Annotated in this window: 12 protein-coding genes, 2 tRNA genes and 1 other RNA gene; 8 read left to right on the top strand and 7 right to left on the bottom strand. The window is 58.6% G+C overall.

All coding sequences use genetic code 11. From position 1 onward, the window contains the following. Positions 1-247: 247 nt before the first annotated feature. The 3 genes from HMPREF2894_RS04895 to HMPREF2894_RS04885 all read right to left on the bottom strand — a co-directional run bounded on the left by HMPREF2894_RS04895 (position 248) and on the right by HMPREF2894_RS04885 (position 6,211). Positions 248-3,466, bottom strand: coding sequence for an S-layer homology domain-containing protein (locus HMPREF2894_RS04895; RefSeq protein WP_246827020.1), 3,219 nt, complete (start codon positions 3,464-3,466; stop codon positions 248-250). Positions 3,467-3,976: 510 nt separating this feature from the next. Then, the gene (locus tag HMPREF2894_RS04890) at positions 3,977-5,044 is read right to left on the bottom strand and encodes an S-layer homology domain-containing protein (protein ID WP_012903668.1); all 1,068 of its coding nucleotides are present in this window, start codon (positions 5,042-5,044) and stop codon (positions 3,977-3,979) included. Between the two features lie 375 nt (positions 5,045-5,419). After that, positions 5,420-6,211, bottom strand: a complete 792-nt coding sequence (locus HMPREF2894_RS04885; RefSeq protein ID WP_070666735.1) for a YaaA family protein — start codon at positions 6,209-6,211, stop codon at positions 5,420-5,422. 168 nt (positions 6,212-6,379) lie between these two features. Between HMPREF2894_RS04885 and rnpB the strand changes: the two genes are divergently transcribed. After that, an RNA gene (gene rnpB, locus HMPREF2894_RS04880) (RNase P RNA component class A) lies at positions 6,380-6,785 on the top strand. 155 nt (positions 6,786-6,940) lie between these two features. Here rnpB and def read toward each other — a convergent pair. The 3 genes from def to orn all read right to left on the bottom strand — a co-directional run bounded on the left by def (position 6,941) and on the right by orn (position 8,487). Next, entirely contained in the window at positions 6,941-7,513 is a 573-nt protein-coding gene (gene def / locus HMPREF2894_RS04875) for a peptide deformylase (RefSeq protein WP_049334074.1), read from the bottom strand. A gap of 132 nt (positions 7,514-7,645) precedes the next feature. After that, positions 7,646-7,718 (bottom strand) — tRNA-His (locus HMPREF2894_RS04870). Between the two features lie 106 nt (positions 7,719-7,824). Continuing rightward, positions 7,825-8,487 (bottom strand): oligoribonuclease, encoded by a 663-nt coding sequence (orn, locus tag HMPREF2894_RS04865; RefSeq protein WP_049357078.1) that lies wholly within the window; start codon positions 8,485-8,487, stop codon positions 7,825-7,827. A 175-nt stretch (positions 8,488-8,662) separates the two neighbouring features. Here orn and mptB point away from each other — a divergent pair, with 175 nt between their 5' ends. Then, on the top strand, positions 8,663-10,336 hold the full coding sequence (gene mptB, locus HMPREF2894_RS04860) for a polyprenol phosphomannose-dependent alpha 1,6 mannosyltransferase MptB (RefSeq protein WP_049337714.1): 1,674 nt from the start codon (positions 8,663-8,665) through the stop codon (positions 10,334-10,336). Between the two features lie 147 nt (positions 10,337-10,483). Beyond that, positions 10,484-10,559: transfer RNA gene (locus HMPREF2894_RS04855), tRNA-Arg, on the top strand. 107 nt (positions 10,560-10,666) lie between these two features. Here HMPREF2894_RS04855 and HMPREF2894_RS04850 read toward each other — a convergent pair. Beyond that, positions 10,667-11,563 carry an HNH endonuclease family protein gene (locus HMPREF2894_RS04850; protein ID WP_049337713.1) on the bottom strand — a complete coding sequence of 299 codons (897 nt, stop codon included), beginning with the start codon at positions 11,561-11,563 and terminating at the stop codon, positions 10,667-10,669. A gap of 397 nt (positions 11,564-11,960) precedes the next feature. Here HMPREF2894_RS04850 and HMPREF2894_RS04845 point away from each other — a divergent pair, with 397 nt between their 5' ends. The 5 genes from HMPREF2894_RS04845 to HMPREF2894_RS04825 all read left to right on the top strand — a co-directional run bounded on the left by HMPREF2894_RS04845 (position 11,961) and on the right by HMPREF2894_RS04825 (position 15,511). Next, a complete protein-coding gene (locus HMPREF2894_RS04845) occupies positions 11,961-12,497 on the top strand; it encodes a single-stranded DNA-binding protein (RefSeq protein ID WP_070678054.1) in 537 nt (178 codons plus the stop codon). Between the two features lie 217 nt (positions 12,498-12,714). After that, positions 12,715-13,062, top strand: coding sequence for a 50S ribosomal protein L19 (rplS, locus tag HMPREF2894_RS04840; RefSeq protein WP_049337710.1), 348 nt, complete (start codon positions 12,715-12,717; stop codon positions 13,060-13,062). Between the two features lie 194 nt (positions 13,063-13,256). Further along, complete coding sequence (gene lepB / locus HMPREF2894_RS04835) at positions 13,257-14,243, top strand: signal peptidase I (protein ID WP_070666732.1); 987 nt, start codon at positions 13,257-13,259, stop codon at positions 14,241-14,243. Positions 14,244-14,249: 6 nt separating this feature from the next. Further along, positions 14,250-15,086 carry a ribonuclease HII gene (locus HMPREF2894_RS04830; protein WP_070666729.1) on the top strand — a complete coding sequence of 279 codons (837 nt, stop codon included), beginning with the start codon at positions 14,250-14,252 and terminating at the stop codon, positions 15,084-15,086. Between the two features lie 98 nt (positions 15,087-15,184). Next, the gene (locus HMPREF2894_RS04825) at positions 15,185-15,511 is read left to right on the top strand and encodes a DUF2469 domain-containing protein (RefSeq protein ID WP_005506259.1); all 327 of its coding nucleotides are present in this window, start codon (positions 15,185-15,187) and stop codon (positions 15,509-15,511) included. The last annotated feature ends 161 nt before the right edge of the window (positions 15,512-15,672 follow it).

The raw sequence follows: 15,672 nt of genomic DNA, 5'->3' as shown, positions 1-15,672 counted from the left end.
TCCCATCTACAAAATTTATACGGTGATTGAAACGAGTGAGTAGATGAAGTGAGTGAAAAAGTTGAGCGGATAAAGCCTGAAAAGACCCCCCCAAAAAAACAGAGGAGAAGTAGCCCCGTAAAGCCTGGTGCTAGGCAAAAGAACTCGCAGAGGCAGGGAAGAAAAACCGGGGTGGCACCGGCAGGCTGAAAAGCCGAACTACGTCGAGCATCCCAGCCCACCGGTCACTCCTCACCACGACCGGGCGCTACCTGAGGTGGCTACCGCCGTGCTCCATGCGGTACAGCATCAACGCAAAATCACCAGAGGAAATGGAAGACCTATCAAAGTCCTCATAGGCGTATTCCCCGTCAACGCTGTAACCCCACATGTGGTAATCAACAGCCCACTGAGCCTCACGCCAGAAAGCGCTACCCTCACGAACCTTATGATGCCAGCCACCGGAACTCTGGGGCGCATCCTGGTTACCCGGCAGCGAAGAAGAGGTCGGTGCCTTCGGCGTGACCTGACCCATCGCCTTCTGATACCTGTACAGGAAAGCCACCGTCGACGGGGTCGAAAGGTTCGCCTCCGGGTGGAACTTGCCGTCCACCCAGCCAAAGGTAATACCCTTCTGACGAGCCCAAATGAACGCGGCATAGTCCGGGTCGCTCGGTGCCACATCCGCGTACGGGCTAAAAGCAGGCAGCTCAACCTTCGGGGAACCCGCCAGACGGTACAGCGACACCGTCACATCGTGGCGCGTCATACCGCTATGCCAGGACATCGGCGAAGGATTAGGCAAAATATCACGATCAGCAAACCACTGCTCAGCCGCCTGCAACTCATCCTCACGCGTCAGCTTCAGAGGAATATCCTCGACAGCAAGCTGCTCCACCGACTCGCCGGCACCATCCTTACCGGGGGTGACCTTCTCCAAGACCAGACGATAAGTGCCCGAATAGCTCAGCGGCTGAGCGATCGTCAGATTCAGCTCCGCCCTGCCGTCCTTGATGAGGCCAGCCGGGATTGCCTGCTGGAACACCGTCTGACCGGTCAAACGCCCCTGCTCATCAACATGCTGCACCGAGAGGCGGTACGATCCTTCACCCGGATCAGAAAGCCCGGTAGCGCGCGCCGTAAACAAGTTCGTCTGCGCATAAGGGCTCAGGCCCACCGACCCAAGGTGCAGCGTGGGCCCCGCAGAGTCCTGCTCGGGAGAATGCACCGGAAGGAACTCCGCAACATCATTCAGCATAGAACCCGGAGAATCTTCCATGCCGGGGTAAGGCACCCCGTTCCCATACATACCAATAAAGTAGAGCTTGCCCGGCTTCAACGTACCCGCAGGAATCTTCAGCTCCGCACTGAAATAGTTATTGCGGAACCACCTGGTGTTAACCCCGTAGTACGTGTAGTCATCCCGCTGAGTGAACACAGGCTCACCCACCATCTTTCCCGTTGCAGGGTCAGCCTCATAGATAGCGATGACCGGCCAATCATTACCAACCATTTCACTAGCCTGGGAGAGGATATGGCGTCCCTCAACCCGCAGCGTCGTATCCTTCCACGGGTCATCGATAGCGGACTGACTGAAGGTGTAGGTTCCACGGGTCGGCTGCGCTTCCTGAACCACATCAATATGCGCGCGGGCATACAAACGGTTCGACCTACTCGAAGGTTCCGGCTCAGTTTCATCCGACGGGTAGTACGTCATCACCACATCGAAGAGCTCACCGTCGGCAGCCTCAACGTACTGCGGGGGAACCTTAAACGTGTAGGTGAGGCTACCGTCCGGGTTCTCCCGCACCTGATGCTTCAAATCCTTGAGCATTCCGCCGTACTCGTCGAGAGGCTCATAACTATTGTGCTCCGCATACACGTACACCGACCCGCGCTCCACCAGAGCCAGCTCGTAGAAAGTGTACTTCTTACGGAACTCGGGGCTCAACGGGGAAGTCGTCACCGACACCGTACCGCCCTGAGAAATATTGAGGGTTCCCGAAGTCACCTTCAACTCAACATTCCCCGGGTTCTCCGAATCAACAGCATCAGCGGCAAGAGGCGCCATCGGAAGCTGCGCGCTCACCGTGAACTTATGGCTACCGTACGAATACTGAGAGTCCGAGAACACCACACGCACTTCAGCCATCGAACCGCGAGAAGAAGGCCTATTGTAGGAATCACCATGAGCCTTATACTCAACCTCCACGGTCAGAGTGCCGTCAGCATTGCGGGTTACCAGCTCGTCACGCTTATAGTATTGACCCGCTACATCATTCCTCGCAAAATATCCCTGCTCACCAGAGGTAGCGTTATAAATCGACACAGAGTCAATGTAGTACCCCAGGTCAACCTCGGGTGAAATATTAGAAATAGTCACCTTATAGACGCGGTCCTGACCGGGATCAAAATCCTGCGCAGCAACAGATACCTTCGGCAGGGTATTCCTGAACGAATTATCCTGATACGCCATGCGCGCAGGGTTATTGCCCACCGGAACGAAGGGGAACTTACGCGTCAGCTTATTCCACCCGTGGGTTTCTACACCGGAAACACCCAGGGAATATCCCTTACCGGACTTCAAGACTCCCGCAGGGATAGTGACCTTCTTCTGGAAATAGCCGTTAGGAATCAGGCCCTTGAAAATGCGCTGATTCTCTTCCGTATCCGGTGCCTTCAGCTCACCAAGCGAAGCCACATTATCGTTCGTGACCTTTCCCTGCTCATCATGCTCGGATAGGGTGAACTTCACGGAGCTGACATCCTGAAAACCGGTACCCGTCAGCGTCACCTCAATCGGCTGACCGGAAGCAATCTGCTCCTCAGAAATAGCCGAAACATCATAGGTGATGGAGGGGAGCGCCGCCTTCGGGAGGTTGAACTCCACCGGCAGCGCCGTACGGACGCGATCCTCAGTATTCCACGCATAGGGGTGCGCCTCATCTACGGGGCGGTAGGTGAGAATAACCTCGTACTCCAGGTTTGCCGGCAGGCTATTCGCCGGAACCGTCAGGTCAGCGCTGAAACTGCCGTCAGCAGCCGGTTTCGGGGCGTCAAAGACAAGGCCGCGGTGATCAAGCTTCTGGTAGGGGTTAGCGTAGGTTGAAGAGCCCTTCGGCGCGATTGTGAGGCTACGCAGCTCATGATGCGCCAAGAACTCGGGGGACAGCCCGGTACCATCCACGTGCACGGTACCGCCGTGAAGAATGTCGAGGGAGCCGCTGGATACGCGCAGGGTCGGCAGGGAAGCATCCTGCTGATTGCCCTGCGCAGGTTTGTTCTGCGCAGGTTCGTTCTGTACGGGTGCGTTCTGCGCGGGTTTTTCTTGAGGTGCCGCCTGCTGAGCCGCCACCGGCGTCAAAGCCAACAGCGGAGACACGCCCAACAGCGGAGACACGCCCAACAGCTGAGTCAAACCCAACGCCAGGGAAGCGCCCGCAACTTTTCGGCGTGCGCCACGGGCAGGCTTAAAGAATGAGGACATCATTATCCAATCTGAATTTTCTGCATGAATGAGGGTGAATGAGAAAAGAAGTTGAGAGGATCAATGAGTGACAGTCCACCGCGCTGAGCCTACGCCAAATCCACATCGTGGAGGACCCGTAGCGGCGGCATGCTGAAGTGCAATTTCAGCCTACCAACCCGCGTCTTAGACATTCAATGAAAACACGAGAAAAACATTCCAATAAGAGTTATAAGACAAAAAATTCGAAAATTACGCCCCCGGTTTTATACAAAGCCCGACCCCCAAAAAGACCACACAATAGAGAGACAAAAATGGAAGCATCACCAGCACTAAAAACCGCACCCAGCAGCGCCTGCACCAGAAAACGGGCACACGAAAAAAAGGGGCATACAAAAAGGGGCGGTGAGAGAAAAACTCTCGCCGCCCCTTCTATAGGCCATAGGCCACTATCTTCAGCTGCTGTTCTCAGAGATCAACCCAAGCTAAAACATGTAGGTTAACCGCCCGGTTCACGGCACCTGCCAAATCTTAAGCATCGATATAAGGGCTACTGGGGATGTCAATCATGTCCAGCATTGACAGGACACGAGCCAGCTCCTCGCGGGTAGCAATCTTGGTCGGACGGAAATCCTTGCTCTTATTGTGAAAGCTCGTATCAATATTCACCGACGAGTGCAGCCACACCGACTCGGTGTAGAACGGGGCACCCGGCTTCATGTCCTGCGGGGTAGTGGGACGGAACCACGAAGGACGACGGCCGGGGGTAAGCATAAAGTAACGGTAGAAGAACGCTGCCATCGTAGCGCGGCTAGCCACCGCCTCCGGGTGCATCTTACCGTCAGACCAACCCGAGGTCAGACCATTCTGGTATGCCCAAATGTATGCCGAGTAACGCTCATCCTTCGGGGACACATCCGGGAACGGGGAACGCGCCGGAAGCTTAACCTTCGGCGAGCGGGCGCCTCGGTAGATTGCATCCATCAGATCGCTGCGGGTCACCGCACGCTTAGGGTAGAAGCAACGTTCCTTATCGAGCAGCAAAACCTTTGCCTTACATGACCTGTAGATATCGGGAGCGTACTCGCCATCCATATCAATATCCACAATGAAAGGTGCCCACGCAAACTCAGTGTTAATCGTCGGGCGAACCTCAATAGTACGCAGGATGGTGTACTGCTCACGGCGCGGACGAAGAGACAAGCGAATCCCGTAGTCCGCCTTCGGGCCACCAGTGACCTCGCGAGAAATGACGTGGTGCCTCACGTAGGGGTCATTCTCGATGCGCTTCTTCGGCTCAAGAGCGAAGAAGTAGAACTGCGTGAAGCCCTTCTCCTTGGTGTAGTAGCCAGCCTCAATGTATGGGGTGTACAGGCCAGTATCAAGCACAGCCTGCAGGCCTGTAATCTCGTAGCTGAGGTTGAAGCCGCTAATATCAAACGACGCCTCGGTAATCTTGAACGTCAGCGGGGTGGTCATAACGTCCAAGGTGGCAGCCTGGGCGCTCTGCTCGCCGGCATGGTGCGCACCCAAAGCGCCAGCGACTGTTAGTGCTGCCGCACCCTTAAAAAGGGCGCGACGAGAGGAAAAAGTAGACATATCATTGTCCCATCGATGTGTTTCTGAGTGGTTACTTCTACGCTAGCAAACCAATAACCATTGGTTAAGCCTCTAGTCGTTTGCTATGCGTACGCGGCGTGACGTGTTTCCATGTGTGCTGAGTTGAGAATGTGAATGCTAGTGAGTGATGTACCCGCCACCAATGGCGAGACGTTTAATACTATAAGCACTTCTGTGCACAAAAAGAAGGCGGATAGATAGACACTACCCGTCTTCTGCCCCGCAAAAACCTACCCGCTTAATGTGGGGAAATGTGGTTTTACAGGGGGAAATACAGACTTAAGCCCCTAGAAAAATAGTTAAAAAATTTTCAATATGATGCAAAAAATAGGCGAAAACAAATAGTTGGGCGACCTACTGCTCATGTACCAGCAACGTCAAAACGCCTGCCTTACGCGCCGTCGGCAGGGTGCACTCCACCGACCAGTCCGCGCTGATCGCCTCCAAAAATTCGGCAATACCAGCCGTAGAACCATCAATAGGACGAGCCGCCAAACCCGACTGAATCAGGTAGCGCGCAAACAAGCCACGATAATGCTTCGCCATATGCGAGACGACCTTACGCGACCCATCAGCCGCCACACGCTCCACGCGAACCGCCAGAGTCTGCGACGGGGGAGTCACCCACGACTTCGCGTACGCTGCAGAGCGGCAATCCAGAATCAGCTGGTCCTTCGCGGTTGCCTCCAGTGCGGTACCCAACGCACCCTTCCAGAAGGATGCAAGCGCACCCACCGAACCCAGCTTCACGCCCATCGACAGGCGGTAGGCGGGAATTGCGTCCTCGGGGCGCAGAATACCCCACAGCGCCGAAGAAATCAGCAACGACCAGTGCGCGGCATCGCGTTCGGCGGGGGAGAAGCTCGCATAATCCAGTGCCTCAAAGAGCACACCCGTGTAGGTGCGGATCGCGGGCTGTGCAGGTTCGGTCAGCAGGCGCGTATTGCGTTCCACCTCTGCTGCGAGGGAAGCACCCACCTTGAGCTCCGTGAGAGCATCGGGGCCCGAGCTAACCGTTGCCAGCTCCTCCAGGACGCTCTCACGCTCGGCGGTCAGTTCGGGGAACGAGAGGTCAGCGAAAGAAACCGGCGCATTGCCGGCAGGGGCGGGGGTTTTACCTTCGGAGGGGGGAAGAAGAATCAGCATCTCTCCAGTGTACCCGTGAGACGCCGGGTAGCTACGAGGCGCAGGGTAGTTGCGAGACGACAGCGCACCCGCGAGGCCCAGTGTGCCCCCGTGTACCCCTAAGCACCCGCGAAACGAACCCGGAAAATAGCCACCTCCAAGGGTGTGCGTATAATAGGTTGGGTGAAACGGGCCGTCTGGGCAATCGCGAGGCACACGTGCTTCGAGGAAAGTCCGGGCTCCACAGCACAGGATGGTGGATAACATCCACTCGGGGTAACCCGCAGGCCAGTGCCACAGAAAGTAAACCGCCGCGGTTCGCCGCGGTAAGGGTGAAAGGGTGGTGTAAGAGACCACCAGCGGGCGCGGTGACGTGCCCGGCTAGGTAAACCCCATTCGGAGCAAGGTCAAACAGAATACGCCATGGTAGGGTAGTGCGCCCGATCCCCTTCAGCTTCCTTCACGGAGGTGGGGTGCGTATTCGGGTAGGCTGCTTGAGACGTGCGGCAACGTACGTTCTAGATAGATGATTGCCTCAAAACGCTCCTTCGGGCGGCGTTTTAGACAGAACCCGGCTCATAGGATGACCCGTTTCACGCTACCGTTGACTGATGAAAAACATCATCGGCTGATGGGAAAACGAAGACCGCGAATGCGCTTGAGAGTGCATTCGCGGTCTTCGTTTTAAGCTCTGTCTAAGAGTCCTCTGCCGAAAGCTGGAGGGGCTTAGAAACTTGGGTGAGCCAGCGATTAGTGGCCGAACGGGTCCGGATCCACGCCGGGCATCCACGAGTTACCGTCGACGGTCCAGCCTTCCTTCTTCACGACCTTCTTCATCTTGCTGGTCCACTTCTTATTTAGGCGGTTCACGTACAGCTTGCCGTCCAGGTGATCGGTCTCGTGCTGCATGCAGCGTGCGAACCAGCCGGTCGCCTCAAAGTGGACGGGGTTGCCGTGCTCGTCAAGACCGTTCACGGTCACCCACTCGGCGCGCTTGAGGGGGAAGCCGTAACCGGGGAAGGACAGGCAGCCCTCTTCCTCCTCGTAGGGGTCCGGGTCAGCGGTAGAAATCTTGCCCAGGGTCAGTACCGGGTTGATGATGCAGCCGCGCGGGGGAACGCCGTCCTCATTCTCCATCTTGTAGGTGAAGATGCGCAGGCCCACACCAATCTGCGGTGCCGCCAGGCCCACACCGTTGGATGCGTCCATGGTCTCGTACATGTCAGCCACGAGCTCCTTGAGCTCATCATTAAACTCGGTGACGGGTGCCGCGGGGCGGTGCAGAACGGGGTTGCCGTGAATAACGATGGGGCGAATAGCCACGGAATTATCCTTTGCTTGTGTTGAACGGGAACTGTTGAGTGGGAACTTGCCGGGTACACCGTGTGCGGGTGAACCGGATTGAGGGTAAGCGAAAGGGTCGTTACGGATAACCATAACGACCCTTTCCATCGGGGTGATCGACGGGGGTTGAACCCGCGACCTCCTGGACCACAACCAGGCGCTCTGCCAACTGAGCTACGACCACCATGTGCTTCGCTTGGTTTCCCTTGCGATATGCAACGGATACTACTGTACAGGAGATTCAGAAACCTGCCAAATCAAAAAGCCGTGATGCTCGTTACATGCCGTGCTTACGCCTCGGATGCCTCAGCCTCACGCTCAGCCGCCTCGCGTGCGGCACGCTCAGCCTCCACCTCACGCGCAATCTGCGCCGAAGCAATCGCATCCGGGCCCTGCGGCACAAAAATAGCGCGGCGGTAATACTTCAACTCATCAATCGAGTCCTTGATATCGCCCAGCGCGCGGTGGTTACCGGTCTTCGCCGGGGCGCTGTGACGAGCCGCCGGGTACCAGCGCGACGCTAGCTCCTTAATGGTCGACACATCAATCACACGGTAGTGAAGGTGCGCCATGACCTCGGGCATGTAGCGCTCCAAGAAGCGCTTATCCATGCCCACCGAGTTGCCGCCCAGCTGCGCCTTGCCCGCCACCGGAACATACTTCTTGATGTAACGAAGCACCTGCTCCTGCGCGTAATCCATCGACACACCGTGCTCAATATCGGGTAGCAGACCCGACGCCTCATGCATCGACCGCACAAAGTCATTCATATTCTCCAGCGCACCGGCAGGAGACTCATCACCGGGCTTAATGACGAACTCAACGCCAGAACCCAGAATGTTCAAATCGGCATCCGTTACCAGAACGCCCACCTCGACGAGAGCGTCGTTCTCCACGTCCAGGCCGGTCATCTCGCAGTCAATCCATACAATACGTTCACTAGAAATACTCACCCTCCCACTCTACCCCTAAACGCCGCCGACCGGACTCCCACGATGTCATAAAAACACACAGGTAGGGGAGTCGATGCGTGTCCACAAGCGCTTTCGTAACAGTGATTCTCACAAGTGCGTCCAAGGGCTCCGGTATGATAAAAACCAGAACGACGATGCAGACAGAAAGGGAGTTATGCGCGCACCAAAGGAGCTAGCACACCGGCTCACCACCCCCGGCGCACACGACGCACCTCTCTCACCCAAACTCTTGGACTACGTCAATAACCACCGTCTGCGCACGGTGATTATCGGCACCATCGGCTCCATCATGGTCACCCTCGGCTCCTACGCCGTCGGCTGGCTCGCCGACAGCTCCAGCTTCTGGCGCTACGACATTATTCGAGCCATCCGATTCGAAGCCACATGGGTCATCACCGGCATCATCATGCTCGCCCTCGGCGCTATGATCATGTGCCGCGAATGGCTGCGAATCTACCAGAAAATGGGCGACTGGAACGAACCCAACACCATGCGTTGGATGATTGCAGTCATCACCAGCTGGTCCCTGCCGCAGGTTTTCGCCTTCACCATCTACAGCCGTGACATGTTCTCCTACTACGGTCAGGGCATGGTCATGGCGCACGGCCTCAACCCGTACAAGCACGGTGTCTCTGAAATCTCGAATTTCATGCAGAACGGTGCGGACCCCATGTGGGCGGAATCCCCGCCCCCGTACGGACCGGTCTCCCTCAAGCTCGAAGAGTGGATCGTGCGCCTGGCGGGGGAGAACATCGACCTCTCCCTCTTCTACTTCCGCCTGCTCTCTGTGCTCGCGGTCATCGGTATCCTCTTCTACGTGGCAAAACTCGCCCAGGCGCACGGCTTCAACCAGGTCCGCGCTCTCTGGCAGATTGGCCCGAACCCGCTGTTCATCGCATCGTTCATTGCCAGCGGCCACAACGACTCGCTCATGACCATGTTCATGCTCGGCGGCCTCTACTACGCCAAGCGCTACCGCGACACCTGGTGGGGTGGCCCGCTCGGCGTGACCTTCGTAGCCCTCGGCGTTGCCGTCAAGCCGCTCGCCCTCGTGGTGCTGCCCTTCGTGGGTCTGCTCTGGGCGGGTAAGAACGCCTCCTGGCCGCGCAAGTTCATCTTCTGGGCTCTCTCCGGCGTGCTGCTGCTCGCCGAAATGGCGCTCATGGGCTGGGTAACCGGACTGGAATTCGGCTGGATCAAGGCACTGTCCACCACCGGCGGCCAGTACATCTGGTACACCCCCTTCGGCCTGCTCATCGGCGCCGCCTCCCTGTTCGTTCAAGGTGAGGCCTTCGAGGTCATCCGCAAGCTCATCGAGACCGTCGGCAAGGGCATCGGCATGCTCGGCGCAGTAGCCATGGCATTCGTTGGACGCGACCGCAACATCGTGCGCCACGCCGGCCTCGCGATCCTGTTCATGCTCCTGTGCAGCCCCATGATTCAGCCCTGGTACCTGCTCTGGGCAATCCCGATGCTCGCCGCAACCGGCCTGCGCTCGCACTTCCAGCTCATGTGGTACTTCATCACCACGCTGTTCTTCATGGCGTATGGTGTGAGCGACCAGCTGAACGTCTCGCCCTACCTGCGCGATTTCAACCAGGACATGGGCCGACTCATCGCAACCGTCATCTGCCTGGGCTACATCATCTACCTGGTCGCCCTCGACCCGGCAACCCGCCGCCTGGTGTACGTGAGCCTGCACCCCACGCAGATTCGCCGCACCACCATCCGCCTGTGGTGGCAGCTGTTCCCCGGCGCATCAAGCCGCCGTGCACGCCGCCGCGATGTGAAGAAGGCAGAAAGGGAAGCCGCCAAGGTAGGCTCCTAGCGTGAATTCCCAGCGCGAACTCCCGGTGTAAGCTCCCGGCACGCTCGATGGATGCCGCGCCAGCCGGATGAGTTGCCCAACGGAACAGCCCCCGCGTGAGAGGCGCGGTGCATGAGAAGCATAAATTCTCATGTACCCTAGAGGAAGGCCTCAGTAGCTCAGAGGATAGAGCAGGAGCCTTCTAATCTCTTGGTCGGGGGTTCGATTCCCTCCTGGGGCGCCACATAAGAAAGCCGCCTCGCACCCAAAACTCAGGGTGCGAGGCGGTTTTCTTTATGCTTTTTGCGTTGGTGTGCCGCGAGGTGCCGGGAGGCTATTTCTTGGCTGGGATTACTTCTTAGCCGGGTTGGTGTCCTTGCAGGAGTTGAGCACGCGCTCCATAACCTTCTTCTCATCCGCGGTCACCCACAGCTTGTACTTCGCCTTCACGTGCACCTGGCGTGCCACGTAGGTGCAGCGGTAGGCGGTGTTGCTCGGCAGCCACTCGGAGGCGTCCGCATCGGACTTCTGCTGGTTTGCCGGGCCGTCTGCTGCGAGCAGGTTCTCCGGGTCGTTCGCCAGCTGGCGGCGCTGCTCCGCGGTCAGATCCTGTGCGCCGGTCTGCCAAGCGTTCGACAGCGCCACCACGTGGTCAATCTGAACAGCTGAAGAGGTCTTCTTGCCGCGCTTGAACTCGATGGTCTTGCCGGTGTACGGGTCATCCAGCGTTCCGCTAATTACGGTGCATGCGTGGGTCCTGACCTTGAAACGAAGGTTGGTCAGGTCGCGGCGCAGAATGTCGTCGCGAGTGTTGCACTTGTTACCGTCAACGTCATCCCAGGCGGGGCCGAACTGTTCACGAGAGTAGCCAGCCTTCGACGCGCGTTCCTTCACCTGCAGGGAAGCCAGCTCGCTCTTCGCGGTCGCCAGATCCGGTGCGAGCGCGGTCGCGGGGTCAACTGCCTTGTACGGGTTCTTGACCTCAGCGAGGGTTTCCGTGGCAACGGTGGTTTCTTCCTCGTCGGTGGCGGAGGTCGTCGCATCCGAACCGAGCAGGCCGTCCACACCGTTCTTACTCACGTAGACCAGGCCAATAATCAGCACAATCACGGCAAGCACGGCGAGTAGACCGTATATGAGGCGCTTCTTCTGCGGGTCCATCGAATCGGGCAGCTTGGGTAGGTTGCGCTGTAGCTGCTGAAGTTCCTGCAGGGAGGGCAGGTTGTTGTTCGCGGGCTTTTTGCTCACGGATTCTCCAAGGCGGGTAGATGGGATGCGGCTGAGTGCACCGCATCAACAAGGATAGAGGGCGCGGGGCTGAAATAGTGAACTTGAGGGCAAAAATAGCCGCCCCGATGCTGAGATACCTGTCACGATGCCGGATGGGGTGGGGTTTTGTGGAGGTAGCTTTGGGGTCGCGGGCGTGATGCCGGCGGGGGAGTGGTCGTCATATTTCTGCAGGGAGTGTGTTGCTCGCGGGCAAATTTTGAAAAAACGGGGTGAAAAGTTCAAAAACTTTATCCACAGGCGGTGCCCAAAACCGTAAAACGCGAGGTTATCCACAGAAGCGGTAATCACCGGGTGCAGGGATAGCTCAGCCCTGGCAGGGTGGAAGAACCCACCCACTAGTTTCTAAGGAGAAACCATGAGCGACACCATCCTGATCCGCGGATTTACCGCCTCCGACCCGGCACTGAGCACCCTGCCCAACGGGGTGCCCGTCGTGAACTTTCGCCTCGCCAGCACCCCGCGCTGGCAGGACGCCACCGGCACCTGGAAAGAAGGCACCACCAACTGGTACACCGTGAAAGCCTACCGCCGCCTCGCCCAGAACATCGCCACCTCCATTGAGAAGGGGCAACCGCTGGTTGTGAGTGGCCGCCAGCGCATTAGCCGCTGGAACCGCGAAGACGGCACGCAGGGAACCACCGTGGAAGTGGATGCCCTCGGCATCGGTCACGACCTGAACTACGGTACGAGCACCTTCGCCCGCACCGTGGAGAAGCGCACGGTCAACGAGGGTTCCGTGCAGGGTGCGCCTCAGCAGGACGCAACGCAGCAGAGTATGCCGCACTCGGGCGCGCCGTTGCAGGAGGCGCCTCAGTACACGCAGCAGTATGCTCCGGCGCAGAACGGTGCGTCCCAGGGCGGCGCATCCCAGAGTGACGAACCCCCCTTCTAAAAGTGCTCCCCGGATGCTTGCATAAACGCGGGTGCATTGGGATAATGGAGCATTGTGTTGACATCGGGCACGCCCCTGCCGCAGGGGGGAGAGCGACCAACGATGTCAACCTTCGGGCACCAATCCTGTCCGAAGCATGAAGTTTTCTGTCCCGCAGTGGGGCAGAGCAATCTGAGTCTATTTGACCTGCGGCAGATGACTCTGGAGATCTACAACTATGCAGACTCTTGACTTCCTCGACAAGAAGTCCCTCCGTGACGACATCCCCGCATTCGGCCCCGGTGACACCCTGAACGTTCACGTTAAGATCGTTGAAGGTAAGAACCACCGTATCCAGGTCTTCAAGGGCTTCGTCGTTGGCCGCCAGGGTGCAGGCGTTCGCGAGACCTTCACCGTCCGCAAGGTTTCCTTCGGTGTTGGTGTTGAGCGTACCTTCCCGGTTCACTCTCCCTCCATCGAGAAGATTGAGGTTGTGACCCGCGGTGACGTCCGTCGTGCAAAGCTGTACTACATGCGCGACCGCCACGGTAAGGCTGCTCGTATCCGCGAGAAGCGCGAGTTCTAATCTTTATAGATACAGAATTCTGTTGCAAACCGCTCCCCAACCGCATTCCGCGGGCAAGGAGCGGTTTTTGCATATTCTGAGAACCTTGCCGCTCTCAGAAAATAAAAGCCCAAGAGCGCAAGCACTCTCGATACAATAGCTAGGTACCGTTTCACTCGAGCTAGGTATCTCTCAAACGAAAGGCTCACTCCAGCATGGCAGACGATAAGAACACTGCGAACACCAGCCCCTTCCCTGAGGGATACCAGCCTCAAAGCCGCCGCGAGCGCCGCGAAATGGAAGAATACTTCGCGCGCCTCGCCGCCGAGAAGGCAGCAGCTGAGAAGACGGCTACCGAGCAGAATGCCGCAGCGAAGAATGCCGAGCGCGAAGAAGCCGCCGATGAGGAGAACACCGCAGACGTGGAAACCACCAAGGACTTCTCCGAAATGACCCCCAAGGAACGCCGCAAGGCAAAGCGCGCCGAACAAGCAGAGCTGACCTACTCCCAGGCGCAGGAAGAAGGCCGCCTCGGCGAATGGCTCTGGGTGCAGGCACGTGAGGGTGGCACCGTCATCCTCTACGCGCTGGTCATCGCATTCCTGGTCAAGACCTTCCTGCTGCGCGGCTTCTACATTCCTTCCGGCTCCATGGAGCAGACCCTGCAGGTCAATGACCGCGTGTTCATTAACGTGGCGGGCTCCTACTTTAGCGAGCCCAAGCGCGGCGACGTGATCGTCTTCAAGGACTCTCAGGGTTGGATTCCCTCCACCCAGAAGTCCAGCAGCCCGCTCAAGGATGCCCTGTCCTTCGCCGGTATTCTGCCGGATACCTCCTCGAACTTCCTGGTCAAGCGCGTTATCGGCACCCCCGGTGACGTGGTCGAAAGCGACGGCAACGGCAAAATCAAGGTCAACGGCGTAGAGATTACCGAACCGTACCTGTACCCCGGCAACCCGCCCTCGGAGGTCCCCTTCAAGGTGACCGTGCCCGCCGGCAAGTACTTCGTCATGGGTGACCACCGCAGCAACTCCGCCGACTCCCGCTACCACATTAGCGACGGCACCGCGTTCATCTCCAAGGACGACGTGCAGGGTAACGTGTTCGTGGTGGCGTGGCCGCTGAACCACTTCGGTCTGCTGCAGGATCAGAGCTCGGTGTTCTCCTCGATTCCCGCACCGACCTCCACCCCGAGCGAATAAGCGAGCGTGGCAATGATGGTGAGCGCTCAGAAGAGCGCAACGAAACCCGCTCAAGCTAAGCCCGCGAAAACAACCCCGCCCGCCGCCGACCTCGAGTACGAGCAGCAGCTCTTCGCCTCCGGTGCCCGCACGGTTGCCGGAATCGATGAGGTAGGCCGCGGCTCCATGGCGGGCCCGGTCACCGTGGGCGTCGCAATCCTCACCCCGGACGCCACCCTCGAGGTGGGCGGGCTGATCGATTCCAAGGCGCTCTCACCGGCGCGCCGCGAATCCATGGTTCCCGAAATCCGCCAGTGGTGCGCCGTGGCGGTCGGGCACGTGGAACCGGCAGATATTGACCGGCTCGGCATGCCCCTCTCGCTGAGGCTTGCCGCCCAGCGTGCGCTCGCCGAACTGGCGCGCCGCGGATACCGTGCCGACGCCGCCCTGCTGGACGGTAAGCACGACTGGTTCACCCCTCCGCAGGAGGACCTGTTCAGCGCGCTGGTACCGGACCCGGCGCAGGCACACTACAACGCACTGCTCGCCCAGGCGTGGGAAGGCGCAGGTGAGGGTGGTGCAGATGAGCCCGCGCAGATGCCGGTGACCATGGTCATTAAGGGTGACTACAAGTGCGCCTCCATCGCCGCCGCATCGGTGGTTGCGAAGGTGGAACGTGACGAACTGATGGTCCAGCTAGATGCCCGCTACCCGGGGTACGGCTGGGCGAAGAACAAGGGCTACGGATCCGCCGCTCACCGCGAGGCGATTAGCGTGCAGGGCCCCAGCCCGCAGCATCGACTGTCATGGTCGCTTCCGGCGACCGCCGAGCAGATTGAGGCTGCTGCGGCACAGCGCGGCTAGAGTGCGCGGTGTTCCTGAAAACCGCGCCTCGGAAGCCTGCTAAAGCCTAACGTGCCACCGCTGAATCAGTACTACAAAAGCCCAGGAAAGGAAGAGTAGTGAGCGCAGAAGACCTCGAAAACTACGAGACCGACGCCCAAATGGCGCTCTACCGCGAATACAAAGACGTCATGTCGCTCTTTAGCTACGCGGTAGAAACCGACCGACGCTTCTACCTGGCGAACCAGGTGGACGTCACCCCGCACGTGCAGGACGGCACCCTCTACTTTGAGGTGAGCATGAGCGACGTGTGGGTGTGGGATGTATTCCGCTCCAACCGCTTTGTGAAGAAGGTACACGCCTACTCGGTGCGTGACGTGAACGTGGAGGAGCGTCTGCCCAACCAGGAGTTCACCGTGCCGGAAATGCCGGACTTTAACGCCTAGCTCACGCCCGATTTACCGCCTTGCCGGGGGTAAGCGCGCGGCTGCCGAGCTGCCGGGTGGCAGTGCTGGGTGATGAACCCGCGCGAATATGACGCGTCGAATCGGCACCCGAGCGGCGTTTTTGAAAAATATGCCCCAAAATTTCAAATAACCGACTGTGG

Source organism: Rothia sp. HMSC066G02 (assembly GCF_001813145.1).
In the GTDB taxonomy this organism is placed as follows: domain Bacteria; phylum Actinomycetota; class Actinomycetes; order Actinomycetales; family Micrococcaceae; genus Rothia.
Note: the sequence above shows the minus strand (reverse complement) of the source record. Positions and strands in the feature narration are given on the sequence as shown.

Bases quoted from the DNA above. Each gene is read 5' to 3' on its own strand.
- HMPREF2894_RS04895 (WP_246827020.1), bottom strand. From the start codon at position 3,466: ATGTCCTCATTCTTTAAGCCTGCCCGTGGCGCACGCCGAAAAGTTGCG.
- HMPREF2894_RS04890 (WP_012903668.1), bottom strand. From the start codon at position 5,044: ATGTCTACTTTTTCCTCTCGTCGCGCCCTTTTTAAGGGTGCGGCAGCA.
- HMPREF2894_RS04885 (WP_070666735.1), bottom strand. From the start codon at position 6,211: ATGCTGATTCTTCTTCCCCCCTCCGAAGGTAAAACCCCCGCCCCTGCC.
- mptB (WP_049337714.1), top strand. From the start codon at position 8,663: ATGCGCGCACCAAAGGAGCTAGCACACCGGCTCACCACCCCCGGCGCA.
- HMPREF2894_RS04845 (WP_070678054.1), top strand. From the start codon at position 11,961: ATGAGCGACACCATCCTGATCCGCGGATTTACCGCCTCCGACCCGGCA.
- rplS (WP_049337710.1), top strand. From the start codon at position 12,715: ATGCAGACTCTTGACTTCCTCGACAAGAAGTCCCTCCGTGACGACATC.
- lepB (WP_070666732.1), top strand. From the start codon at position 13,257: ATGGCAGACGATAAGAACACTGCGAACACCAGCCCCTTCCCTGAGGGA.